Source organism: Maribacter spongiae (assembly GCF_047345125.1).
Classification (GTDB): domain Bacteria; phylum Bacteroidota; class Bacteroidia; order Flavobacteriales; family Flavobacteriaceae; genus Maribacter.
The window spans coordinates 88,139-113,421 of record NZ_JBLFEQ010000002.1 but is presented as its reverse complement, the minus strand read 5'-3'; the positions used below and the strand labels follow the sequence as shown (position 1 = coordinate 113,421).

Genomic DNA, 25,283 nt, shown 5'->3' with positions numbered 1-25,283 from the left:
ACCAATGCGATTTTAGCATTGGTATTTTTTTTTAATCGATTCCCGGTTACATATGTTATGGGAAAATATAGCATTACTTTTATTTAAAATTATGAAACCTTTCCTTTTCAAAAAGTTTTTAGCGTTTTTACTATTTCTTTCCTTCATTTCATGTCAGAACCACGATACGGAAAATAGGTTCACACGATTATCCTCGAAAGAAACAGGGATTACTTTTGTGAATAGACTCCAAGAAACCGAAGAATTCAATGTTTTAAAATATGGCTACTTATATAATGGGGGAGGTGTGGCCATAGGCGATATCAACAATGATGGATTGTTGGATATCTATTTTACGGGCAATATGGTTGGCAGCCACTTATATCTTAACCAAGGAAACTTTAAGTTCAAAGAAATAGCCAAAGAGGCTGGAGTATTTGCAGAAGGTCTTTGGAATACTGGTACCACAATGGTCGATGTAAATGCGGATGGGCTATTGGATATTTATATATGCCGATCTGCGGCCAATGATCCGAAAAAGAGAAAGAATCTTTTGTTTATCAATAATGGTGATCTGACTTTTACCGAAAAGGCCAAAGAATTTGGTGTGGACGATTCGGGCTATACCACCCAAGCATCTTTTTTCGATTATGATAACGATGGTGATCTGGACCTTTATGTATTAAACCATTCCACCCAAGAATATGCAGGTTTTGATAAGATAACCTATAGGTTAAAGAACCGAATAAATAGCGCCTATTCAGATAAGCTCTATAAAAATGAAAATGGACATTATAAAGATGTAAGTGACGAGGTAGGGTTAATTTCCAACGTTTTGGGCTTTGGCCTGGGAATCTCGGTATCTGACCTGAACAATGATGGATGGTTGGATATGTATGTGTCAAATGATTATAATGAACAAGACTACCTCTATCTTAACAATCAAGATGGAACATTTACCGAAAGCCTTGAAAAATATTTGGGCCATACCTCACTTTTTTCAATGGGAAGCGATGTGGCCGACCTCAATAATGATGGTTATACCGATATCATAACCTTGGATATGCTGCCCGAAGACAATTACAGACAAAAAATGGTCTCGGGTCCTGATAATTACGAAAAGCATAGCCTTTTGGAAAAATCGGGGTTTCACCATCAGACCATGCGCAACATGTTACAACTGAGCAATCAGGGAAACTCGTTTTCCGAAGTTGGTCAGTTTTCGGGGATTTCAAATACCGATTGGAGTTGGGCTTCCTTAGCGGCCGATTTTGATAACGATGGTTTTAAAGATATTTATATCACCAATGGTTATAAGCGTGATTATACCAATATGGACTTTATCAATTATGCTGTACAAGAAAAACTTAATGAAAATAAGACTGGGCAACAAACAGCGATTTCGGAACTATTGAAAAGTATGCCATCGGCAATTGTCGAAAACTATATGTACCGCAACAATGGAAATTTGACCTTCACTAAGATGAATACTGATTGGGGCTTAGATCAGAAGTCCCTTTCCAATGGAGCTGCGTATGGTGACTTGGACAATGATGGAGACTTGGACCTCATTGTGAACAATATTGATGAAAAAGCATTTGTTTATAGAAATAATAGTGAGCTACATGGAGGCAATAACTATTTAAAAATAGTGCTTAAGGGAAGCACTAAGAACAAGTTTGGTGTTGGGGCCAAGGTGTCCTTGGAAAATAATGGAAACACAATAGTTCAAGAAATGATACCGAGCAGGGGATATCAATCGTCCATGCCCTATGATTTTATTTTTGGATTGGGACAAGACAGTGTAGTGGACAAACTAAAGGTTAGCTGGCCAGACGGAAAAATCCAAGTACTTCAAAATCTTAAGGCGAATACTACAATGACACTATCAAATAACGAAGCGGTCATGATTCTAGAAAGTAAAATAAGTGAGAAATCAGATTATTTTACTGCCATAGCTATAGATAGCCTTATCTGTTACCAACATATAGAAAATGAATATAACGATTTTAAAAGGGAACGTTTATTGCCCCATCTATTGTCCACTCAAGGGCCCAAAATCACCAAGGCCGATATCAATAAAGATGGGCTCGAAGATGTTTTTATAGGAGGTGCCAAAAACAGTGCTGCCCATTTATTGGTTCAAACACCATCAGGAAATTTTCGAAAGAGTCAACAAGCCGTTTTTGAAAAAGATAAGACCTCGGAAGACATTGGGGCATTGTTCTTTGATGCCGACAATGATAATGATATGGATCTTTATGTGGTAAGTGGTGGAAATGATTTTGAAGTACAATCTACCGAACTACAAGACCGGCTCTATATAAACGATGGTAATGGAAACTTTACTAAAAACCTAAAAGCACTTCCTAAAATGTATACCAGTGGGTCTTGTGTGGTTTCCGGTGATTACGATAAAGATGGTGACCTGGATCTTTTTGTCGGGGGCAGGTTGGTTCCTGGAAAATATCCTACAGCACCAAGAAGTTATATTTTGGAAAATGATGGGAAAGGGAATTTTAAGGATGTAACCCTTGCCATCAATTCAAAATTGGCCACTATTGGGATGGTTACAGATGCCCTTTGGACCGATTTTGATAACGATGAACAAATTGATTTGATCGTTGTGGGCGAATGGATGGGAATCAAGACTTTTAAGAACGATGGCGGAAAATTAACAGAAGTTGCTGCTGTAGGTCTGGAAGCATCACAAGGCTGGTGGAACAAAATTGTTGAAGGCGATTTTGACAACGATGGCGATATGGATTATGTGCTCGGTAATTTTGGCTTTAATTCCCAATTAAAGGCATCGTCCCAAGAACCGGTTACCTTATATACCAAAGATTTTGACAACAATGGCTCTTTAGACCCCATTTTGTGTTCTTATATAATGGGTGAAAGTTATCCCGTCTTTTCAAAAGACGACCTTGTAGGCCAGTTGAACCATTTTAAAGCAAAATATGTTACCTATGCAGATTATGCCGACCAAAAGATAACGGATCTTTTTACTGCCGAAGAATTGTCGGATGCTTCCATTTTAAAGGCCACCCATTTTGCTTCAAGTTATCTTGAAAATCTGGGTAACCAACAATTTAAGCTGACCCCATTGCCCCAAGTCGCCCAATTTTCGCCCATATATGGTATTTCTACAAAAGATTTTAACGGAGATGGCAATTTGGATATGGTTATTGGAGGCAATTTTTTTGGCACCAGGGTCAAATACGGACGATACGATGCAAGCAAGGGAACGCTATTACTGGGTGATGGACAAGGTGGGTTTACTGGTACTGACGTTGCTGAAAATGGATTGAACATAAATGGCGAGGTACGCGATATAGCACTATTAAAACTAGCTGACGATAGAGAAATAATTGTGTTTGTGAAAAATAATGCTCCGGTAGAAGTATACACCTTCGATAACTGAGCCAAGAATGTTCGAGTATTTAAAAAGAATCATAAATTTCCTTTAGATAGAATAAAAAGTATACAATGAATTTTATTTTAACCCAAGAACGCAGGTATGGGATTGTATTTTTGATGCTGTTTATAGCGGGCGTTTTTTCTTCGTTATACGCACAAACCTTAGAAGAAGAGAAAAAAACCATTAGAGTATTAAGCTATAATATTCATTATGGTGTTGGTACCGATTCAGAAAAAGACCTCCAGCGAATAGCAGACGTTATAAACGAACTGAACCCTGACATTGTTGGTCTACAGGAGGTAAGCGATTCTGTTATGGTGTCAAAACTTGCCGAACTGACCGGAATGAAAGGTGTTTTCGGGGCTTCTACAGAAATAGAACCACCAAACCTGTATCGATTGTTGGGCATTCCCGTACCAGAATCCCAATTGTATTATGGCGATGCCATTTTATCAAAGTATCCTATAGAGTACATTGGTAACGTTTCCATCCCTAGTGCCAGCAGTAGTAGGTATGAGGCCATGTGTGTTGATATTGACCTTTCATCCTGGCTTGGACAGGAAGAAAAATTAAGATTGATAAACACACATTTCGATTATTTGAATACCATTGGTACCAAAGAGGCAAGAAAAGCAAGTATTGAAGTGATTGAAACAGCCTTTTTTTCTGAAGATATGACCCTTGCCATTTTGACGGGAGATTTAAACGTGATTCCTCAGTCTGAACCTATCCGGTTGCTTGAAGAAAAAGGTTGGATGAACGAGAACTTGGGCAAAGAACTGTATACGGTCCCAGCGACCGACCCCATAAAGCAAATAGATTATATTCTTCCAAGACCCAAAAATAGGTGGAAGGTTGTTGAAGTCGATGTCATACAAGAACCTATTGCTTCAGATCACCTGCCGTTATTGATGGATTTGGAATTGGTTTCAAAAAAATAACAACATAAGCAACACCTAATGAGAACGCTCATACCATCCACTTTTGATTTATCAATATTGCGGATTAACCATATGTTGGCCATAGTGTGTTTTTTGCCCTATCTATTGCTGTCACAATCTGCTACGGTCAATGAAGAAGTAAGGCAATTGGATACCTATGGTTTCGACACCCCGGATCCTGTTCCCATACTGACCGAAAACCCTAAAATATTCCCTTATTTTAAGTTTGATGGGTATGAACATAAAGCACAAAAAAAGGATTGGAAAGTAATTACGTTAGAGAATGAATACATTAAGGTCGAGGTGTTGCCCGAAGTCGGCGGAAAAGTTTGGGGCGCTATAGAAAAGAGTACGGGCAATGAATTTTTATACAAAAATGATGTGGTCAAGTTTAGGAACATTGCCATGCGTGGTCCATGGACATCAGGAGGCATAGAATTTAATTTTGGAATAATAGGCCATCACCCTTCCACCGCTACCCCTGTTGATTATAAAATCCTTGAAAACAAAGACGGTAGTGTAAGTTGCGTTGTGGGCAATTTAGATTTACCATCCAGAACCTATTGGCAAGTAGAAATCAGATTGGAAAAAGATAAGGCCTACTTTGAAACCAATGCTTCATGGTACAACGGAACCCCCTTAAACCAATCGTATTACAATTGGATGACGGGTGCGGCCGCAGCAACAGAAGATTTGGAATTTTTTATTCCCGGTAACGGCTATTTGGAACACAATGGCAACTGGCAAAAGTGGCCTATAGATGAAGAAGGAAGAAATTTGGCGTTATACAAGAACAATAATTTTGGGCCATCGAAATCATATCATATCGTCGGGGATTATAAAAATTATTTTGGAGGATATTACCATGATCAAAATGTAGGTTTTGGGCATTTATCACCCTACGAAGAAATGCCCGGACAAAAATTATGGTTATGGGCACTTTCCAGATCTGGGGGTATTTGGGAAGATCTTTTGACCGATACGGATGGGCAGTATATTGAATTTCAGGCAGGGCGATTGTTCAATCAATATTTTCCCGGAGCGGAAAATCCGGTTTCTCAAGCCAATTTTGACCCTTATGTAATGGATTCATGGCAAGAACTATGGTTTCCCATCAAGGAAATTGGAGGTATGGAGGCCGCATCCGAATATGGGGTTCTTAACATAGAGCGCAAAGGAGCTAATACTACTTTAGGAATCAATGCCCTGCAATCTTTTAGCGAACCACTGCAAATTTTCATAAATGGAGAAGAGGTGTCATCTGAAGACCTTCAGATGGAGCCCATGCAGGTCTTTGAAACAACTTTCACCTGTAAAGATGGGGATACCCTTAAGGTCGTTCTGGGAAAAGATAAACTGCACTACAGTTCTGTAAACGAAACATTGCTCAAAAGGAATTTTCATCACAACCCGGAAGTTAAAATATCAGAAGTCGAGAAATTGTATCATGAAGCTTTAGAGGCCATGAAATATAGAGAGTATAATCTGGCCGATGAAAAAGTATCGGAACTATTTACTCTAGATCCATCACATACCGGGGCATTGATTCTTGCTGCAGAATCCGAATATCGAAAAACCCGTTATGACAAAGCTTTGGAGTATGCCAATACCGTATTACGGCTTGACACCTATAATGCAGGAGCCAATTATATGGCAGGGATTTCGTATTGGGCCCAAAAGGATGCCCTTAACGCTTTGGAATCTTTGGGTTGGGCGGCCAGATCTATTCAATATCGCTCGGTTTCCTATGCACAAATGGCAGAAATATATCTTTATAGGGACGATGTAAAGAAAGCGGAAACGTACGCCCAAAAAGCATTGGATTTTAACAAATACAATTTGAATGCAAGGCAAGTACTCCTGATTGTCTATAGAACGTTGAACAAACCTGATGCTTTCAACATGCAACTTGATGAAATACATGAAATCAGTCCCATAAACCATTTTGCCACTTTTGAAAAGATAAAGCTTGCAAACCATGACCCATCTGTTGTTTTGCAAAGCATTCACAATGAGTTTGGCAATGAAACCGTATTGGAATTGGCCTTGACCTATCTGAATTTGGGTCAAGATGAAACAGCTGTTGAATTATTGAGTTTAAACACTGCCGATAGCAAATCCAAGTTGTTTTTGGCTTATATTTTAAGAAAGAAGGATACGAAAAAGAGTGCAGCATTGATTAATGGGCTGGCAAAAGAATCCCCTGATTTTGTTTTTCCCTATAGAAGAGAGACCGTGCCTATATTACAATGGGCTGTTTCTTTGCGTGATGATTGGAGATTCAAGTACTATTTAGCACAAAATTGTTTAGCCGTCGGACTCAAGAACAAAGCAAAAAAACTGCTGAAACAATGTGGTGATAGCCCAGATAATAATGCGTTTTATAGGTTTAGGGCAGAAATTTTAAAAGAAGAGCCTTTTGATAATCAACTAAAAGATTATAAAAGAGCCCTTTCGTTAAAAACGGAAGACTGGAAAACTTGGGACGATATTATTCGGTTTTATTTAGGTAACGATAAAGGAAAAGAAGCCACTGCCCATGGAAAGAAAGCATTCAAAAAGTTTCCAAAAAATTACAATATTGGGTTAAATTATAGCAAAGCGTTGGTAGCAACCGGTGAATACCCTAAAGCAATATCGGTTTTAAACGGTTTGCAGGTTTTACCGTTTGAATTGGCCACAGAAAGCAAGAACATATATAATGAGGCCCATATATATTTGGCAAAACAAAATATGGATAAGGGGCGATTTAACAAGGCTGTACAGTTGCTTAAAGCATCTAAAAAATGGCCGGAAAATTTGGGTGTCGGCGCTCCTTATAATCCCGATACTAGATTACCGGATTATTTACTGGGGCTATGCAGTGAAAATCTGAATAAGCAGAACGAAGCAAAGATGTATTTTGAAAATGTTTCAAACTACTCTGAAAAAGAATCGGATAAGATTACGGTAAATACCTTTTTCACCCTATTGACCCTTGGTAAGTTGAAAAAGGAAAAAGAATTGGAGCAATTGATACTGAAGGTTAAAGAAGCATCTGCTAATAGTACCGATGCCAAGTTCTTGTTGGCCGTTTATGCAAAGAAAAAAGAAAAAATAAACGCATTAATGGCCAAGAATGGTATTGATCAAAAACTAATGGACATTATGGCCTATTGCGCAGACCGGTAGCAGCGTATCGATGTTTAGAATCCTTGTCATGCAAAATGAACGGAAAGAATGTAAGTTAAATTCTTTCTGGCATTGACGGTTTTTTGCATTTCTTCCCAAGGAAGGGTATATGGCAGACTATAGGGAATACCTTTGAATTTTAAGTGTATACATATTGAACTCGTATAAACGAGTTCATTTTGATGGAATGTACGGTCCAGTGTTTCTCTTAAATGCTATATTTATATTTTCAACTATACCCATATAAAATAGAACGGATGGAAAGGAGAAATACGATTAAGTGGCTTCTGTTCGGACCTTTGTTCCTGACCGCCTTGCCCGTTTTGGGTAGAAATAGAATATATGAACAGGCCTATCGGTTTAAGACAAGCCTTAATGCCTACTCTTTTAATACATGGTTAAGGACAAAGAAAATGACGGTGGACCAACTGCTGGAATTTTGTTCGGAAGTTGGTTTTGATGCCATTGACCTTACCGGGTACTATCTGCCCGATTATCCCACCCCACCGGACGATACGTATATCTACCATATAAAAAAGAAAGCACATAGGTTGGGCCTGGCCATAAGTGGTACCGGGATAAGTAACGACTTTACCAACCCCGATGCCCATGTTAGGGCAGAAAGTTTGGTCCGCATAAAACAATGGGTAGAAGTAGCGGCAAAATTGGGAGCTCCCGTACTTAGGGTCTTTGCAGGACACTCCGATTACTCCGGACATGAAAGGGCGGAAGTATTGCAGTGGGTAGTACAGGGATTTCGGGCCTGCGCCAGATATGGGGCCCGGCATGGTGTTATTATTGCCATGCAGAACCATAATGCTTTTGTAAAGACCCCGAAACAGTCCAAGGAAATTATAGAATTGGTGAATTCGGACTGGTTTGGTCTGGTCCTGGATATAGGTAGCTATCGGGAAGGAGATCTTTATGCCAATATTGAGGAAATGATACCCTATGCGGTCAATTGGCAGATAAAAGAATTGGTCTATCATAATGGAAAAGAAGGACCTATAGACCTTAAACGCTTGGTCAAGATTATAAAAAGGTCTAATTATCGGGGTTATCTGCCGATCGAAACTTTTGGTAATCAAAATTTTAAGGAAAGGGTAAAGAACTTCCTGGGCCAACTTCAAACGGAATTGTACAAGTAGATAACAACATAATTTAAGGATTTCGATAAGGGATTACATTACTTGGAAAAACCCTGGAATGTCAACCGTATATGGCCGGGAATAATGTTATGCCCAATTAGAACATGTACCGTTTATTGCCCGAGAGGTAAGGTACCTACCTATTTTTGAATGTAATCCACGAGTTTCTGTGGGCCTTCCAGCAATATTCTCATCACCTTTAATGTGCCATCTACCATGGTATCTATATGCCACTTGATCAATGAGATCTGGCCATTTTCTATTTCTATCCCCGTAATGCTCCTGGGGTGTACACAACTACCGTCATTAAAAAAAGGAATATCACCGGGTTCCGGAAAACGTGGTCTGTGGGTATGGCCCACTATAGTGATCAATAAATTGTTTTTTAAGATCCACCGTTTTATCCTGCGTTCCAGTTTTATAAGTTCCTTATAGTTTTTTGCGGGGCTGGTTGGATCCGCTATGCCCCATACCTGTAGTGGTTTCCATAAAACACGGACCAGAAAACGGCCCCATCGCCAAAAATTATAGTTCCACCAATCCGCTTGGTGTCCATGTGTTAAAAAAAGTTCCTGGCCCGTTTTGGTGTGTTTTAAAAGCAAGGCTTCGCTATACATAATGCCCTCCAAAAGGTCTTTGTCCGTATCGTCAATGGGTTCAAAATAACTGGATAGGTGCTTATCCACATAAGCTTTGTCCTTATAGACCATATCATGATTGCCCCATACCATGTGCAATCTATTTTCTAAATGAAATTGCCGAAGCAGTTTAAAGACATTTTTATGGGCTTCAAATATAGATTCAAAATATATGTTCTCCCAAAGCTCGTCCCCGTCCCCCAACTCACAATATGCGAAACCCTTGTTATAATAATGGGTCAGAGCATGAAAATATATGTTTCTGTTGTTGGCAAAATCATCTGCAAAACTGTTGTCCCCACGATGGCAGTCGCTAAAAAGAATAAACTTGGAAGTATCATCAAAAGGAATGGTCTTGGCCTTTTCATAGGCTCTGGAAAGTCTGGTTGCGGACGACATTTTTGAAATTTATATAAATATCCGAAAAAGTGCCAAGCCCAAGAAACAAACTTTTAACAAAAAACTACGTATAGTTTTGTAATTTTATAGTGGTTTTGTAGACTCATTAAGGCATGATGAAAGGGGAGGACAAAATATTGCCATTGAAACATCTTATAAGCTTTGATAAGCTTTTAAGGCGTTATGATGCATTTAAGGAGAGTGATGATTCTTTTTTGGCAGCCAGGGCAAAAGAGGTTCTAAAGGCACAGGAAGGCTATCCGGAACTTAGGGAGGGCTTTTATGATCTGGCCTTGTTGGACAAATATAAGGATGTCATTGGCCTGATACTTCAAGACACTTTCTCTCCGGTTCTTAGTGAAAATGAAATTAAAGTTGCATCATTACCGTACTATGATGTGATTTTTAATTCATCCAAACGCTTTCAAAAAATTGTAAGGGAAGCCGGTCTTGGTTTTGAACCCATCATGAGAGATCAGGTGGAAGGCCTGGATTATATCATGGGCTGTATTGTAATCCTGAATTATTATTACGGATTTAAGCTCGATTTTAGCAGACCTTACTTTTATGATATTCCCGATGCGAATGGTGTTATGCACCATTATCGTATTCTTTATAATGCCGATTTTCTGGAATTGCTGCCTACGGATAAATCAAAGGAAATTACCCAGGAAGATGTAGATGAGCTCTTGGAAAATCCTGATAACCTGGAACTTTGGATGGAAAAAATACCTCCGGGAAGTTTTATTTCCAAGGGGTTTGTAATTTCCAATATGTTCGATGTTACCGCAGAGCACTCCATTTCAGAAATCAAATCGGAATTGATTGCCAGTGATAAGCGGGGGAATGATAATTTTATGACCGATCTCCAAGAAACGTTTAGATCTTTCTTTAGGTTGCCGGATATTAAAGTTGGTTTTGTAAACTATAATTCCAAAGATGACCGGTTTGAACCCGTTTACGGAAAAGGGATCGCCAGCTTTATTTTAAACGGGAGGGACGCTCAGGTTTGTGATGAGGCACTTTGCCAATATTCTTATAGTAAATTAATTAAGGACAACACATATTTCGCCATTGCGGATGTAAGTAAGTATGCCCTAAAATCCGGGGGTATAGACCCCTATAAGTCCTTGAACGATCAGGGTATTAAGAGTGCCATTTTTGCTCCGATAGCTTTTGAGAACGAGCTTTTGGGCGTTTTGGAAATCGTTTCCAAAAAGAAAAACGTCCTTAATGGGGTAAATGCAAAAAAGTTGGATGATGTAATGCCGTACATTGTCTCTGCTGTGGTTCGATCCAAGATAGAGGAAGAAAATCTCATAGATGCGATTATTCAAAATGAGTGTACTTCCGTACACTCTTCCGTATATTGGAGATTTCAGGAAGAAGCAAAATATTTTATTAAAGACCAGCTGGAAGGAGGGCAACCTTCTTTTAAAGAGATTGTCTTCAAGGACGTTTATCCACTTTATGGACAAATAGATATTAAAGACTCCTCAAAGGCACGCAATGGGGCCATTCAAAAGGACTTAATGATTCAATTGACCGAAATCCATGAAGTCTTGCAAAGAGCATTTGAAAAAAATCGACTTCCTATTTACGAAGAACTCATGTTTCGGGTAAATAATCATTTGGACAGTATCAAGGAAATATTGTATACCAATAGCGAACAATCCATTTTTGATTTTGTAAAGGAAGAGATCATTCCGGTATTCGGCCACATAAAGAACACGGATAAGGAATTGGCCAAATATGTTCTTGCCTATGAATCCCAAATAGATGCGGATACGGAATCCTACTATGATCATAGAAAGAACTATGATGAAAGTGTGATGCTCATCAATATGAAACTGGTTTCGGTTATAGATAAAAAACAAGAAGAGGCGCAGGCCATGTTCCCTCATTATTTTGAACGCTATAAGACAGATGGCGTTGAACACAATATGTACATAGGGGAATCTATTTCGAGTAAACAAGAATTCAACCCATTGTATCTTAATAATTTGAGATTATGGCAGTTACAGGTAATGTGCGAAATGGAAAATACACATTATACCTTAAAACCAAAGCTGCCTGTCCAGTTAGATGCCACCTCTCTGATATTGGTATACAATACCTCTTTGTCTATCCGGTTTCGTATGGACGAAAAACAGTTTGATGTAGACGGTACTTACAATGCACGCTATGAGATCATAAAGAAACGTATAGATAAATCCTATATTAAGGGAACCAGTGAAAGGCTTACGCAGACGGGTAAAATTGCCATAGTCTATTCCCAGAAAAAAGACGAACTGGAATATTTACGTTACATTAAGTTCTTAAGGTCCAAAGGGTATTTTACCAATACTATTGAAATTGTGGAATTAGAAGGTCTGCAGGGTGTCTCCGGTTTAAAGGCCATTAGGGCGGAAATATTATATAAGACCGATGGAGCTTCGGAAAGAACCTATACCTATAATGATCTAATGGAGGCCTTGGAAGATTAAGGCCTTAATTTAATACAGCACTGAAGCCAGTACCCTTTCCGGGCCATAAAGTTTAAAAGATACCGCAAATGCAATTACGGAGACCACCATACCTATCATAAATATGGTATAGGTCCAGCGCAATAACTTATATTTTCTGTCCAGTACAAGACCCAAAAAATAAAGGTCCTTGGTCAGGGAAGAATAAATATATTTTTTATCCTTTACCAGCTCATTAATGGCCCATTCATATTCGTCCAATTTCATTTTATGAAAATTACCAAAGAACAGGAGGTTCACCTTTTTCTGTTTTACGTCTTCTTTGGTAAACTGCCCACTGGTAACGTTCGGGCGGGTCGCCATAACGGCTAAGACCATAGAGATGATACTGAATACGATAAAAACGACCGTGGGGTAAATTAAGTATTCATTGGACGGATTGTCCAATTTGGGAATAAGATTGGACAGTGCCAACGAGATGATAATCGCATTTACGGACAATAGGATATTCGCTTTTGTGTCCGCAATATCACTTAATGTGATATGGTTTTTTAAGGTTACCCTAAAAAGTGTTTGAATGCCCCGATCCGGGCTTTCGCTTTTGTATTTGGCCTTTAAGGCTTCTTTCTTGGCTATTTCCTTATCGGACTTTTTGTCCTTGATAAGCCGCTTTAGGTTTTTGTCCTTTCCAGGCTGCCAATGCTCTTTGGCGTATTCCGTATAAAATTGATGCTCCGTCCTGAACATTTTTATATTGGCGTTTAGCCATTCTTTATAATTATAATCCGCTATGCCCAATAGTTTGAGCTCCTCCCTTAGAAAATCTGCCGTTTCCAGATAGCTCTTTTGGGCAAAGTGGGAAGCATCCGCATCACGTAGGATTTTCTCGGACAGGGATTTTGGTTCTGCATGTCTGGCCGTGGCCATGATGCAATCCAATATAATGTTCGTCATTTGGGTCTCATAGCCCTCATTTCCCAAAAATTCCTTGGCTATTTCACAGCTTCGTGTTTCATGATCCGTTGTCCCCTTGGTGTATCCGGTATCGTGAAGCCAGGCGGCCAAAAGAACGATCTCTTTCTCATCGTCGGACAGCGAGCAAGAGTTCAATAATTCTTTAGTACTTTTAACCACACGTTGGGTATGCCTTAAATTATGATAGAGGTATTTGGGGTCAAGTTCATTGGACAAAAGATCTACTACAAAATTTTTAGTTTTCTCTAAGATGGCCGACATATAAAAAGAGTTATAATTATCCAAAATACGAAAATTTGAACATAGGAACATTTCATATGAATAAATATTACATATATATCTTATTACTTCTTTTTATAACAGGTTGCGCTACCTACAAATCCAAGTATATCGATACAATCGATACTAAGGATATAGCAACGGGAAAAGAGATTTCGCATACATTCTACCTTATTGGAGATGCCGGATTATCGCCTATGGGAGGCATGAACCCCACATTGGGCATGTTTAAGAAAAAATTGGATAAGGCCGATAAAAATAGTACGGCCATTTTTTTAGGGGACAATATTTATCCGGCAGGTTTACCCGATTCCAAAGATGCTGCCGTTGCATATGGTGAAGCAAAAAACCATTTGGATGCACAACTAAGGACATTGGAAAACTTTAAGGGTAGGCCGATTTTTATTCCAGGCAATCACGATTGGTATGCAGGGGGAGTAAAAGGCCTTAAAAGGCAGGAAAACTATGTGCAAAAAGTTTTGAAGGATAAAGATGCCTTTCTTCCAGAGAATGGATGCCCCATAGAGGTGAAGGAAATAGGGGACGATATTGCCATAATCCTTTTGGATACGGAATGGTACCTGACCAATTGGGATAAAAACCCCGGTATTAATGACAAGTGCGAGATCAAGAGCAGGGGAAAATTCCTTTTGGAACTTGAGGATGCCATAAAGGGAAATAGGGAGCGTACTACCATTATTGCCATGCATCATCCCATGACCAGTTATGGCCCCCATGGCGGCCAATACTCTTTTAAAAAACAACTGTACCCCCAAAAGCTTCCCGTTCCTATTCCGGTATTGGGGACTTTTATCAATATACTCCGAAGAACTACGGGAGCTTCCATAGAAGACCTTCAAAATAAGAGGTATATGGAGTTAAGGAAACGGGTAACTACTTTGGCCCAATACTCCGAAAAAGTAATTTTTGCTTCGGGGCACGAGCATTCGCTCCAATATATTGTTGAAAATAATACACCGCAAATAGTTAGTGGGTCCGGAGCCAAAAAGGGAGCGACAAGGTTGTTGAACGGGAGTGAATTTTCAACAGGTGCTACGGGCTATGCCGTTTTGGAAGTGTATAAGGACGGTTCTTCCAGAGTGCGATATTACGGTGCAAATGATGAGGGTAAAGAAGAGTTTTTGTTTACCTCGGAAGTGCTTTCACCGGATAGGCCCGAAACGGAATTGAACTACGGAAATTCCTTTCCACCGCGGATGAAGGCTTCTATACATACACAGGATGAAGTAGATAAGGGTGGATTTTATACATCGGTTTGGGGAGAACGCTATAGAAAATATTATGGGATAGAGGTCAGTACCCCTACCGTTCTGTTAGACACACTTTTTGGCGGGGTAGAACCTATACGAAAAGGAGGGGGGCATCAATCCAAATCGTTGCGTTTACGGGATAAGGACGGCAAGGAATACGTAATGCGCGCTTTACGAAAAAATGCCGGGCTCTATTTGCAATCCATGGTTTTTCAAGATCAATATGTATTGGACGATTTAAAGGAGACCTATACCCAAGAACTGCTTCAGGATTTTTATACGGGCTCGCACCCCTATGCGCCCTTTCCGATCGGAAGGCTTTCGGATGCCGTTGGTATTTACCATACCAATCCCGTTCTATATTACGTTCCAAAGCAAAATGCACTGGGAAGTTTTAATGATGTATTTGGAGATGAGCTGTACATGATCGAAGAACATGCAGGCGATGGACATGGGAATCTAGAAAGCTTTGGATTTTCCAATGAGCTAAAAAGTACGGATACCATGTTGAAAAACTTGAGGGACGATGAGAAATATGGAGTAGATACCGATGCCTATTTACGTGCAAGGTTGTTCGACATGATTATAGGGGACTGGGACAGGCATGTGGATCAATGGCGCTGGGCAGAGTTTAAGGAGAAGAAGAAAATTGTCTATAGACCGGTTCCGCGCGATAGGGATCAGGCCTTTTCCATAATGGGAGACGGTGCGCTTATGGGGCTTGCCACCCGAATAATTCCGGGTTTGCGGATAATGGAAGGGTTTAACGAGGAAATAAGAAGTGTAAAGGGGTTTAACTCATCACCAAAAACCTATGTGCTAGATCTTGCCGTACTGGCCGGGACCACGAAAGAAGAATGGATCGCCCAAGCAAAATATTTGGAGGACCACCTAAAAGAAGAAGATATAGATGAAGCTTTTATGGCCTTCCCGGAAGAAGTTAGGGACGAAACCGTAACCCAAATAAAACATATTCTTATGGCCAGGCTTCAAAATATAGAAGAGACGGCAAAAGAATATTATAATATCCTTAATAAATATGCCGTAATAACCGGAACGGATAAAGACGATTGGTTTGAAATTAATCGATTAAATGAAAAGGAAACCGAAGTTAAGGCCTACCGAAATATTGAAGGTAAAAAGAAAAAGCAATTTTATGGCAAAACCTTTTTCAGTTCAAATACCAAGGAGATATGGATTTATGGCCTGGATGACGATGACATTTTTGAAGTGAACAATACAACGAATGCAGACGGAATAAAAGTGAGACTGATCGGAGGGCAGAACAATGATGTATATGAAATCAACAACGGAAAAGGTATTGTCGTATATGATTATAAAAGCAAACCCAATACGTTGAACAAGACGGGTGGTGCCAAGATTAAATTGACGGACGACTATAACGTGAATACCTATCGTCCGCTCAATATTAGGAGTAGTTCCAATCAGTTGATTCCCACGGTTGGGTTTAATCCAGATGATGGTATGCGGGTGGGCATAGTCAACACCTATACCTTTAATGGGTTCAGGCAAAACCCTTTTACCCAACAGCATAATATAGATGCCGCGTATTATTTTGCGACCAACGGTTTCAATCTAGGATATAGGGGAGAGTTTGCGGAGATATTTGAAAATTGGAATATGGAATTTAAAGTCCGTTTTACAAGTCCCAATTTTGCGATCAATTTTTTTGGATTTGGGAACGATACCCAAAATTTGGATGACGATTTGGACCTGGATTATAATCGTGTGAGAATTCAAAATTTTGAATTTGCCCCGTCATTGGTATGGCGAGGCAAATTGGGAGCTAAATTCAGAACGGGAATTTCGTATGAATCTATAGAAGTGGAAGAGACGGAAAATCGGTTTATAAATACATTTTATCAACAGAATGGTGAAGAGACTCAAAATGATTTTGTAGGCGTTCACGGGGAATATACCTATGAAAATAAGGATAATGCCGGTTTTCCTACTATGGGGATGGCCACGTCCATAAAATTTGGTTTCAAGGATAATATAGATGTGGAAGGGGGAAATTTTGGATATATAATTCCAACACTGTCATTTGATTATAAGTTGATACCCAATGGAAGATTGGTTTTGGCCACAAAGTGGAAAGGGCATTTTAATATTGGCAACGGATATGAATTTTATCAAGGAGCAAGTATTGGAGGTGTGGATGGCCTTAGAGGTTTCAGAAATCAACGTTTTACCGGTAAGACCGCCTATTATCAAAACACGGATGTCAGATTTAGTTTAAGGAAGATGCGAACGCGAATACTCCCTACTTCTATAGGACTTTTTGCAGGGTTTGATTATGGTCGTGTTTGGTTTCCGAATATTAGCTCGGACCAATGGCATACCTCTTATGGTGGCGGATTCTTTTTAAACGGTTCGGATATTCTATCACTTAATTTGGCGTTGTTCCATAGTGAAGATGGACCTCGGTTTACCTTTGGATTGGGTTTTGGGTTCTAATCCTGTAGGGTATAGCTGTAAAGATCTCCACCTTGCCCATGGGAAGCCTCGTCGGAAAGTAATAAGGTATTGTTGTTTATAAAGCAGATGGATTCCAGCTGGGTCCTTATACCCAGGTCGATTTCCCTCATATTTCCTTTGGAGAAATTATCCCAGGTAAAACCTGTAAAAACAAAGAGTTTTCCATAACTCAAAGCCACGATCGTAGTGCCGTCCGGAGAAATATCGATTCCGGTTATTTGACATGTTTTCCAATCTTGGCCTATTTGAACGGTGCCGATCAATTTTGCCTCATATCTTCCTTTTAAATCAGGAACAGTATAAATATGGGTTTCACCGGTAAATGGATTGGACCGGTTTTTGGTAAAGATGTAAAGTTGGGTGCCGTGGTGAAAAATAGCTTCGGCATCATAGTATCTTTTGGATTTTTTGGGCGGGAACTTTTTTTGTTGGGGATAGTGAAATTCAATTTTTTCGGCCTCGATTTTGCTCCCATTCTCGATTTCCGGATCGGGAATTTTATAAACTGTCAAATCCTTTCTGTCATTGGCATTATTGCCAATATCAGCAATATAGACATAGCCTTTTTTGTCTTTGGTCAAATCTTCCCAATCCCTGTTCTTGGCATTTTTTACTTTTAAGGATTTGAGTATATTCCCTTTAAAATCAATCTTGTATATTTCATCTTTATTGCCGTTGTCCTCTACGGTCCAAATAGTGGAGTCCCTTAACGATATCAATCCCGAGTTTTCTTCCAGTTTATCGGGAAGGTCGGTTATAAAATTCAATTGTCCGTAATGTGTACAACTGCTTAAAAACAAAAGAAACAATAAACCAATAGATTTAATCATCGCCGGATTTTAAAAGTTATGAATATGTTGGTTTTCCATTATAGGGCCACTATGGAAAACCGCAATAGAACGAGGGTCAATTTTCAAATTGTAACCCCTTTCTTTTACATAGGCACAGTATCACAGTATATAACTTTATAAGCTTCCCCACCTATTAAAGTTACTTTAAAGTTTTGGTATGGTTTTTTAAATTTGTTATAAAATCCAGTACTTTTTCCTTGGCCGATTTTTCAATATCCGTTTCCATAAAAGGAATTAGCATTCTATTCTTTAGACTATGTTCACTATCTTTTATGTATATCTTAACTTGGGACATTGAATCTTTTGTGGGGGTTATTAGCCATTTATAGATATAGTCTATGCTGTCTATTGCTACCTGTTGTTCAATGGAGTTGCCGTTTTCTTGCTCTACTATCGTCATTTCTTCCGAGGCATTGTCCCAAGCTTTTAATGTTTGGTTAATGGTATCCGGTAAAGTTTTTGATTTAAAACGGATTACATAATCGTATGGCTTTATAAAAAGATACCAGGTAAGGGCCGCAATTAGAATGAACCCCGTGGTGAAAACAAACTTCCCCTTCATTTTATTTTAAAGCTATGGTACTTTTATCGTTGACCATATTCAAATTTCCCACAACAAATTTGCCCAATGATCTGCCTTGCTTTACCCCGACCTCAACAGCGGCCCTGTAATGTATGCCACCGTACATGCGGCTAATTGCCGCTTCGTCAGCTGCGGCATTAAAAGACGTAAAGCTCCTAACAGGCAACCCATAAGGTACTTCAGTGTCGTCATCAAAAGCAAAGTTATCGCCAAATATATCTGTTAGTGCTGTGCCTGCGGCACCGGATACGACACTATGTCCACTGGTATATTCGGGAAACGGAGGGGTTTGTAAAACAGGTGTCCAATCATCATCTATATATTCATTGATCAATGTTTCCGGCCTAATTAGATCACTGCGGTATTTTTCGTCCCAACAACTTATAAAGGCATCTGCAATGGCTATTGAGGTTTTGGTATATGTGTAGACCGTTTTATCAAAATCGGATGCTGTTTTTCTGCTGGCAATTTTTGCGATCCCTATCCAATGTGCACCTGGAGTTATCTTTTTTGTGGCGAACATTAAATGTCCTCGGGTTACGGAAACATAAGGATTGCAATCCCAAAATTGGGCAATTTTTATTTCCTCGGATTCATCGCCATTTTTTGTGATCTCATTACTGATGTCATAGACCTCTTTTAATTCTTTATAGAAATCGGAATTTTTTTCCATGGAAAAAGGAGGTGGAGGTATTGGTTTAAATTGTTCTGACGAATCCAATACAAACGGACGTATTTTGCTCCAATGGGGCTCAATACCATCCATGTAGGCCGGAGGGGTAGGTTGCCAGCGCGAAGAATCATCACTATTCAGCGTAAACTTGGGCATGGTCCGTGTTTGTGCATAATTGTCCTTGTCCATCCATTGTGTTACATGTTCCGCAACTTCTAGTCCGTATGTTTTGGAAGCTTCAAAAAGTGTAGCGTTTTTGTTTTGCCAAAGGGTATATAGGCTGTCTCTTAAGACGTTCATTTTTTCTTCTGAGAAAATGAGCCTTCTGCTCAAATCCATATGGGCGATCAAAGCTGATAACCTGTAATCAATAGCCTTTTCCGTATTGGGTTCGGGAATATCGGTCAACCCGTTGACCTGCCCGGACAATGAAAGATAATCTTCGTTATGCAGTGCAATGATCTCATATGCGGCAATATTGGGGTATGCAAAAATACGGCTGGCCACCGGAGGGGAGAATATGTCATGGATCATAACTGCGGTCACCTTGTCCACGGATGCATGAAATTCTTCTGGAGAAATCGTTATGGGTTCTACGGATTTTTTACAGGTAAAAAGTAAAATTCCCAAGAATAGTAGTAATGCAATATGTTTTTTCATTGCTATTTGCCTTTTCCTATTAATCATATATTCGTGTCCTATCGTTATTAAGTGCTGCCAATATAGGCGGTTTGTTCCTTAAGTGAATGATGTTTAGATGTCCCATGGGTTTTTGCATGAGGTCCAAACCGAATAAGAGTATCTAAAATTACATTTTTTTTTACTTTCTATGGATATACCGAGAAAGGGTTTTGGAGAGAGGCAAAACTTCTTCCGATTATGAGCATACTTTAAAAACCCTATAACGGGGCCGTTTACCGAGGTTATGGTGAACAGTGGTATTGGCCATGTTCAAGCGCAACTAAATCCGTTTTGAATGATAAAAATATAGCTTTCATTAAAGTGAAAGCTATATTTTTAGTAATAAACCCCTTTAAAGGAGGTTAATGATATGTTCAAGCACTTTTCTTGCTTGTAGCGTTGTAAACTACCGCGATTACCGCTCCGACTACCCCATAGTAGACAATGTCTATGATTCCTTCTACGATGTGTCCGGTTAAATCCATGACATTGGCAGTGGCATACATGACCAAGAACACTCCAAAACCGATGATAAGGCCAATAAAGGCACCAAATTCAAACCCCTCTTTGGCACTATGAACACCTCGGGCCCATTTGCCATATAGCGTGCTCATACCAAAGCATGCGATTAAATTGGCCAAAGCGATTAAAGGGATATTCATGGGGTCCTTGGCCGTATCCGTAATAGTATGGGCGGTATAAAAATCAACCGTGGCGATTCCCCAAATTAGGTAACCCAATAAGAACATGACGACAGTAGCGGCTAACGTAGCGAGTAAATTTGATTTTGTGAACATAATTTTATTTAATTGGTTGTTAATGAGATAAATATATTAAATAAAACTTATGGGTTTTATAAAAAACACCTCATTTTTTAGATTCCGTGATTGCGAATAACATGGATTATTATTCAGGGAATCTGTTTTCAAGAAGAGTTTCATTTTCATGGCGTATTTTTGAATTTCCGCTAAAGCACCCAAAAATGAAAGACATTTATCTATTAAGTTTTATTACCTTACTTGCGATTACAAGTTGTACGATGATAGATAAAGACCCTTTGGTCGTTGGTCATAGAGGTGCCATGGGCCACGAAACGGAGAATACATTGGCTTCGGTGCAAAAGGCCTTGGATTTGGGCGTGGACATGATAGAAATAGATGTCTTTAAGATCAAAAGTGGGGAGATTGTAGTCTTCCATGATAAAATTGTGGATAGATTGACCAATTCCGATGGGAAAATAGAAGCATATACTATTTCAGAACTAAAACAATTAACGTTGGATGGTGGTCATAAGATACCCGTATTGCAAGATGTTTTAAAATTGATCGATAACAAGATCGCATTGAACATAGAGCTGAAAGGAGCAAATACTTCGGGGCCGGTCAACCTCATTATGGACAACTATATCCGAGAACATCATTGGCCTAGGCAAAACTTCATGATCTCGAGTTTTGATTGGAACGAATTGGAAATTATGAGAACACTTAATCCAGAAGTGGACATAGCTGTTCTTACTGAAGAAAACCCGATCAATGCCATTCCGGTGGCTAAAAAATTGAATGCTGTAGCTATAAATCCTAACTTCAGGACTTTGAATGCCGATGTTGTGTCACGAATCAAAAAAGAAAACCTCAAAATCTATACATGGACGGTCAATGAACCCGATGATATTCAACAAATGAGGAAATTAGGTGTTGATGGTATTATAACCAATTATCCAGAACGTGTACGATAATGTATGATATTCTAATCATAGGAGGTGGGGCTGCAGGTTTTTATGCCGCTATTCATATAGGGGAATCCAAACCGGATTGTAAAATCGCAATTTTAGAGCGGGGCAGTGAAGTTTTGACCAAGGTCAAGGTTTCCGGAGGTGGCCGTTGCAATGTAACGCACGCCGAATTTGTCCCAAGTGAGCTTATAAAAAATTACCCCAGGGGAGAGAAAGAGCTATTGGGCCCTTTTCACGGCCATGCCAGTAGCGATACGATGTCATTTTTTAAAAGAAGGGGAATTCCCTTAAAAATAGAAGAAGATGGCAGAATGTTTCCAAAAACCGATTCCTCCCAGACCATTATAGATTGTTTTTTGTCCGAGGCCGAACGATTAGGGATTCAGATTTTAAAGAAAACCTTAGTGACCGGTTTTGAGCACATAAAAAAAAACGGTCCCTATTGGAAGGTCAAAACCCAGGATACCACGTTAAAAACGAAGAACCTGCTGATTGCTACGGGCAGCAATACCAAAATGTGGGATAGGCTTCAAGAGTTGGGGCATACCATAGTGCCACCTGTGCCTTCGCTCTTTACCTTCAATATTTCGGATGATCGGATTGCAAATATTCCAGGGATTACTGCCGATGCCGAGGTTACGGTTTTGCCCAAAAAGAATTTTCGTCCAAAAGCAAAAAGTAAAAAACGCAAGACCATTGAATTATCTTCCGAAGGGCCGATTTTAATTACACATTGGGGTATGAGCGGCCCCGCTATATTAAAACTGTCGGCTTGGGGTGCCAGGGTCTTGAACGAATACGGGTATCGGTTTAGGATTTCTGTAAACTGGGCTCCGGGATATCATCAAAACGGACTTATGGGAATGTTCATGGATGTAAAGGAAATAGAAAGAAAAACGATAATCAGGACAAAGGTCTTGGATATGCCCAAAAGACTTTGGACAATTTTGGTACGGGCCTCCGGACTATCGGATTCCCTTACCTGGCCGGAAGTTTCCAAACATCAATTACAATTATTGGCGGAGCAGATAACCACTTGTATTTTTAGCGTAGAAGGAAAAAGCACCTTTAAAGAGGAGTTTGTAACTGCGGGCGGAGTGGATCTAAAAGAAATTAATTTTAAGACCTATGGGAGTAAAATTCTGCCGAACCTTTTCTTTGCAGGAGAGGTAATCGATGTGGATGCCATTACGGGAGGGTTCAATTTTCAGAATGCTTGGACGGGAGCCTATCATGCCGCACAGGGAATCATAGAAAATCTGACCCCCGAAGAATAGCCGTGTATGGACACCTATATTGCATTTCTACGCGGAATAAACGTTGGCGGACATAAAAAAGTTCCCATGGCCCAACTTAGAAATGTTTTGGAGAATGAAGGTTTTAGCAAGGTACGGACCTATATCCAGAGCGGAAATGTCGTTTTTGAAAGCGATTTGGATTCAAAAAGAGCATTGGAAGAACTGATTGCCCAAAGTATTGAAAAACACTTTGGGTTTGAAGTTCCCGTATTGATAAGAACAGTAAAGGAAATACATGAAATATTGGCCAATAACCCTTTTGATAATGACAAAGATCTAGCCAATAATCGAATATATTTTGTGTTGTTGAGCGTAATTCCCGAACCAAAAGAAGTGGCGTGTCTCAGGGAGGAACACTACGTGAACGAACAGTTTAAAATAACGGATACCTGTGTTTACCTCTGTTGCAAAAAAGGATATGGCCAGGCTAAACTTAGCAGTAATTTGATAGAGCGCAAGTTAAAGGTAAAGGCTACAGCTAGAAACTTTCGGACAATGCAAAAGTTATTGGAACTTTCAAATCGTTAGGAAGGGAACCTTGTGCATAAATTATGAACTATCGTTGAGGCCAGGGCTTGATGCTTGTGTTCTGAACCTAATTCAATTCCCATATTTTATAGTTCAACACTGTCGCAAAACCTACCCAAAGTAGGTAGGGTACCAAAAGAAAGGCCGCTACCTTACTTACCACATTGAACCATTTAATAGTAAGAACGATCATAATAAGCAGTGCAATAATGACCAACAATGCCCAAAGGGGCTGCATAAGACCAAAAAAGACAATGGTCCATAACGCATTGAGCAATAGTTGAAACCCAAAATGGTAAAGGCCCGTTTTAACCCACTTATGATGAAAACCTTTACTCCATACCAAACCGGCGGATACCCCCATTAAAATATAGAGTACGGTCCAAACCGGTGCAAAAAGTTTGTTAGGGGGATTAAAAGTTGGTTTGCTTAAGGTTAGATACCAATCGTTTACGGAAGTCTGCGTGACAATACTAGATAGAAAACCGATAATCAAACAAATAATCACGGAGACGATAACGTAGGTTAATCTTTTTTTCAATTTCTTAGTGTTTTCCCCTAAAATAAGGATTTATTTTTATTGGGGGTACGAAAAACTATCTTTGCAGAAACGTCGCTTTAATGACCGAAAAAGATTTTATTCCCGGAGTTTATCCGCAAAAAGTTGAAAAGGGACAAATAACCTATAGTTCGCCGAGCAATATTGCTTTGGTGAAGTATTGGGGAAAAAAAGAAAATCAAATCCCTGCAAACCCTTCCGTTAGTTTTACATTGGAAGCTTGTGCTACCACTACAACGGTAACATTTTATGAATTGGGATCCGCCGGCTCCCATTTCTCGTTCGACCTGTTTTTTGAAGGAAGGCCTAATGAGGATTTTAAGCCAAAGATCCAAACATTTTTTAAACGAATAACGGTCTATTTGCCTTTTTTAAAAAGCTATCACCTAAAAATTGAAACGGCCAATTCTTTTCCGCACAGTAGCGGTATAGCTTCGTCCGCAAGTGGTATGAGTGCCCTGGCCTTATGTTTATTGGAGATCGAACGGGAACTAAACCCTGAAATGACGCAGGAATATTTTACCAGAAAAGCTTCGTTTTTGGCCAGATTAGGCTCTGGGAGCGCCTGTAGAAGTATTGAAGGCGATTTGGTGCAATGGGGGGCACATAAAGAAACGGAAGGCAGTTCGGATCTATTCGGTATAAAGTATCCATATAAAGTCCATAACGTTTTCAATAGCTATCATGATACCATTCTTTTGGTGGATAAAGGAAAAAAGCAGGTAAGCAGTACGATCGGACATGGCCTAATGCACGACCATCCTTTTGCGGCACAACGCTTTCAACAGGCACATAACAATTTGAGTAAATTAAGGTCTGTTTTTGAAAAGGGAGATTTGGATACGTTCATAGAAATAGTGGAAAGCGAGGCTTTGACATTGCATGCCATGATGATGACGAGCCAACCTTCCTTTGTTCTAATGAAACCGAATACTCTGGAGGTCATCCAAAAAATAAGGGATTTTCGAGAAAAATCCGGGACGCATGTCTGTTTTACTTTGGATGCGGGAGCCAATGTTCATGTACTCTATCCGGAAAACGAGAAAGAAAAAGTATATGCCTTTGTCAAAAATGAACTGCTCGTTTACTGTGAGAACCAACAGCATATTTGTGATCGTATAGGTTATGGGGCAAAGAAATTGGGCTAAAAACCAATACTATAGGTAACAAATAACCGTTTTGGATTGACATT

The 25,283-nt window shown here is 39.6% G+C and carries 17 protein-coding genes; 10 read left to right on the top strand and 7 right to left on the bottom strand.

Features of this window, described 5'->3' with window-relative positions:
* Positions 1–91 precede the first annotated feature (91 nt).
* From ACKWB9_RS03095 to ACKWB9_RS03080, 4 genes are all read left to right on the top strand, one after another.
* Positions 92–3,403 carry a VCBS repeat-containing protein gene (locus ACKWB9_RS03095; protein ID WP_414001526.1) on the top strand — a complete coding sequence of 1,104 codons (3,312 nt, stop codon included), beginning with the start codon at positions 92–94 and terminating at the stop codon, positions 3,401–3,403.
* 65 nt (positions 3,404–3,468) lie between these two features.
* Positions 3,469–4,341, top strand: a complete 873-nt coding sequence (locus ACKWB9_RS03090; RefSeq protein WP_414001525.1) for an endonuclease/exonuclease/phosphatase family protein — start codon at positions 3,469–3,471, stop codon at positions 4,339–4,341.
* 18 nt (positions 4,342–4,359) lie between these two features.
* The gene (locus tag ACKWB9_RS03085) at positions 4,360–7,512 is read left to right on the top strand and encodes a DUF5107 domain-containing protein (RefSeq protein WP_414001524.1); all 3,153 of its coding nucleotides are present in this window, start codon (positions 4,360–4,362) and stop codon (positions 7,510–7,512) included.
* Between the two features lie 257 nt (positions 7,513–7,769).
* A complete protein-coding gene (locus tag ACKWB9_RS03080; protein WP_414001523.1) occupies positions 7,770–8,660 on the top strand; it encodes a sugar phosphate isomerase/epimerase family protein in 891 nt (296 codons plus the stop codon).
* Positions 8,661–8,800: 140 nt separating this feature from the next.
* On the opposite strand, the gene ACKWB9_RS03075 is transcribed toward ACKWB9_RS03080, so the two are convergent.
* Positions 8,801–9,697, bottom strand: a complete 897-nt coding sequence (locus ACKWB9_RS03075) for a metallophosphoesterase family protein (protein ID WP_414001522.1) — start codon at positions 9,695–9,697, stop codon at positions 8,801–8,803.
* A gap of 113 nt (positions 9,698–9,810) precedes the next feature.
* Here ACKWB9_RS03075 and ACKWB9_RS03070 point away from each other — a divergent pair, with 113 nt between their 5' ends.
* A complete protein-coding gene (locus ACKWB9_RS03070) occupies positions 9,811–12,183 on the top strand; it encodes a GAF domain-containing protein (RefSeq protein ID WP_414001521.1) in 2,373 nt (790 codons plus the stop codon).
* A 9-nt stretch (positions 12,184–12,192) separates the two neighbouring features.
* On the opposite strand, the gene ACKWB9_RS03065 is transcribed toward ACKWB9_RS03070, so the two are convergent.
* The gene (locus ACKWB9_RS03065; protein ID WP_414001520.1) at positions 12,193–13,398 is read right to left on the bottom strand and encodes a Pycsar system effector family protein; all 1,206 of its coding nucleotides are present in this window, start codon (positions 13,396–13,398) and stop codon (positions 12,193–12,195) included.
* Positions 13,399–13,454: 56 nt separating this feature from the next.
* Here ACKWB9_RS03065 and ACKWB9_RS03060 point away from each other — a divergent pair, with 56 nt between their 5' ends.
* Entirely contained in the window at positions 13,455–17,165 is a 3,711-nt protein-coding gene (locus tag ACKWB9_RS03060) for a metallophosphoesterase (RefSeq protein WP_414001519.1), read from the top strand.
* On the opposite strand, the gene ACKWB9_RS03055 is transcribed toward ACKWB9_RS03060, so the two are convergent.
* The 4 genes from ACKWB9_RS03055 to ACKWB9_RS03040 form a co-directional block, all read right to left on the bottom strand.
* Positions 17,162–18,016, bottom strand: coding sequence for a hypothetical protein (locus tag ACKWB9_RS03055; RefSeq protein WP_414001518.1), 855 nt, complete (start codon positions 18,014–18,016; stop codon positions 17,162–17,164). The two genes, ACKWB9_RS03060 and ACKWB9_RS03055, sit on opposite strands and share 4 nt — an antisense overlap.
* Positions 18,017–18,176: 160 nt before the next feature.
* Positions 18,177–18,599: a hypothetical protein gene (locus ACKWB9_RS03050; RefSeq protein WP_414001517.1), complete on the bottom strand. Its 423-nt coding sequence runs from the start codon at positions 18,597–18,599 to the stop codon at positions 18,177–18,179.
* A 1-nt stretch (position 18,600) separates the two neighbouring features.
* The gene (locus ACKWB9_RS03045; protein ID WP_414001516.1) at positions 18,601–19,953 is read right to left on the bottom strand and encodes a vanadium-dependent haloperoxidase; all 1,353 of its coding nucleotides are present in this window, start codon (positions 19,951–19,953) and stop codon (positions 18,601–18,603) included.
* Positions 19,954–20,348: 395 nt separating this feature from the next.
* Positions 20,349–20,771, bottom strand: coding sequence for a hypothetical protein (locus ACKWB9_RS03040; protein ID WP_414001515.1), 423 nt, complete (start codon positions 20,769–20,771; stop codon positions 20,349–20,351).
* A 185-nt stretch (positions 20,772–20,956) separates the two neighbouring features.
* On the opposite strand from ACKWB9_RS03040, the gene ACKWB9_RS03035 reads away from it, so the two are divergent.
* From ACKWB9_RS03035 to ACKWB9_RS03025, 3 genes are read left to right on the top strand one after another with little or no spacing between them, the layout of a single operon-like run.
* Entirely contained in the window at positions 20,957–21,709 is a 753-nt protein-coding gene (locus ACKWB9_RS03035; RefSeq protein ID WP_414001514.1) for a glycerophosphodiester phosphodiesterase, read from the top strand.
* A complete protein-coding gene (locus ACKWB9_RS03030) occupies positions 21,709–22,983 on the top strand; it encodes a BaiN/RdsA family NAD(P)/FAD-dependent oxidoreductase (protein ID WP_414001513.1) in 1,275 nt (424 codons plus the stop codon). Before ACKWB9_RS03035 ends, ACKWB9_RS03030 begins: the two co-directional genes overlap by 1 nt.
* A gap of 6 nt (positions 22,984–22,989) precedes the next feature.
* Positions 22,990–23,532 (top strand): DUF1697 domain-containing protein, encoded by a 543-nt coding sequence (locus ACKWB9_RS03025; protein ID WP_414001512.1) that lies wholly within the window; start codon positions 22,990–22,992, stop codon positions 23,530–23,532.
* Positions 23,533–23,599: 67 nt separating this feature from the next.
* On the opposite strand, the gene ACKWB9_RS03020 is transcribed toward ACKWB9_RS03025, so the two are convergent.
* Positions 23,600–24,073 (bottom strand): TspO/MBR family protein, encoded by a 474-nt coding sequence (locus tag ACKWB9_RS03020; RefSeq protein WP_414001511.1) that lies wholly within the window; start codon positions 24,071–24,073, stop codon positions 23,600–23,602.
* 80 nt (positions 24,074–24,153) lie between these two features.
* Here ACKWB9_RS03020 and mvaD point away from each other — a divergent pair, with 80 nt between their 5' ends.
* Positions 24,154–25,239 carry a diphosphomevalonate decarboxylase gene (mvaD, locus tag ACKWB9_RS03015; RefSeq protein WP_414001510.1) on the top strand — a complete coding sequence of 362 codons (1,086 nt, stop codon included), beginning with the start codon at positions 24,154–24,156 and terminating at the stop codon, positions 25,237–25,239.
* Positions 25,240–25,283 lie beyond the last annotated feature (44 nt).

Coding starts and splice junctions, on each gene's coding strand:
- ACKWB9_RS03075 (WP_414001522.1), bottom strand. CDS start 9,697: ATGTCGTCCGCAACCAGACTTTCCAGAGCCTATGAAAAGGCCAAGACC.
- ACKWB9_RS03030 (WP_414001513.1), top strand. CDS start 21,709: ATGTATGATATTCTAATCATAGGAGGTGGGGCTGCAGGTTTTTATGCC.
- ACKWB9_RS03040 (WP_414001515.1), bottom strand. CDS start 20,771: ATGTTCACAAAATCAAATTTACTCGCTACGTTAGCCGCTACTGTCGTC.
- ACKWB9_RS03065 (WP_414001520.1), bottom strand. CDS start 13,398: ATGTCGGCCATCTTAGAGAAAACTAAAAATTTTGTAGTAGATCTTTTG.
- ACKWB9_RS03095 (WP_414001526.1), top strand. CDS start 92: ATGAAACCTTTCCTTTTCAAAAAGTTTTTAGCGTTTTTACTATTTCTT.
- ACKWB9_RS03055 (WP_414001518.1), bottom strand. CDS start 18,016: ATGATTAAATCTATTGGTTTATTGTTTCTTTTGTTTTTAAGCAGTTGT.
- mvaD (WP_414001510.1), top strand. CDS start 24,154: ATGACCGAAAAAGATTTTATTCCCGGAGTTTATCCGCAAAAAGTTGAA.
- ACKWB9_RS03080 (WP_414001523.1), top strand. CDS start 7,770: ATGGAAAGGAGAAATACGATTAAGTGGCTTCTGTTCGGACCTTTGTTC.
- ACKWB9_RS03050 (WP_414001517.1), bottom strand. CDS start 18,599: ATGAAGGGGAAGTTTGTTTTCACCACGGGGTTCATTCTAATTGCGGCC.
- ACKWB9_RS03060 (WP_414001519.1), top strand. CDS start 13,455: ATGAATAAATATTACATATATATCTTATTACTTCTTTTTATAACAGGT.
- ACKWB9_RS03045 (WP_414001516.1), bottom strand. CDS start 19,953: ATGAAAAAACATATTGCATTACTACTATTCTTGGGAATTTTACTTTTT.
- ACKWB9_RS03035 (WP_414001514.1), top strand. CDS start 20,957: ATGAAAGACATTTATCTATTAAGTTTTATTACCTTACTTGCGATTACA.
- ACKWB9_RS03090 (WP_414001525.1), top strand. CDS start 3,469: ATGAATTTTATTTTAACCCAAGAACGCAGGTATGGGATTGTATTTTTG.
- ACKWB9_RS03025 (WP_414001512.1), top strand. CDS start 22,990: ATGGACACCTATATTGCATTTCTACGCGGAATAAACGTTGGCGGACAT.
- ACKWB9_RS03070 (WP_414001521.1), top strand. CDS start 9,811: ATGATGAAAGGGGAGGACAAAATATTGCCATTGAAACATCTTATAAGC.
- ACKWB9_RS03085 (WP_414001524.1), top strand. CDS start 4,360: ATGAGAACGCTCATACCATCCACTTTTGATTTATCAATATTGCGGATT.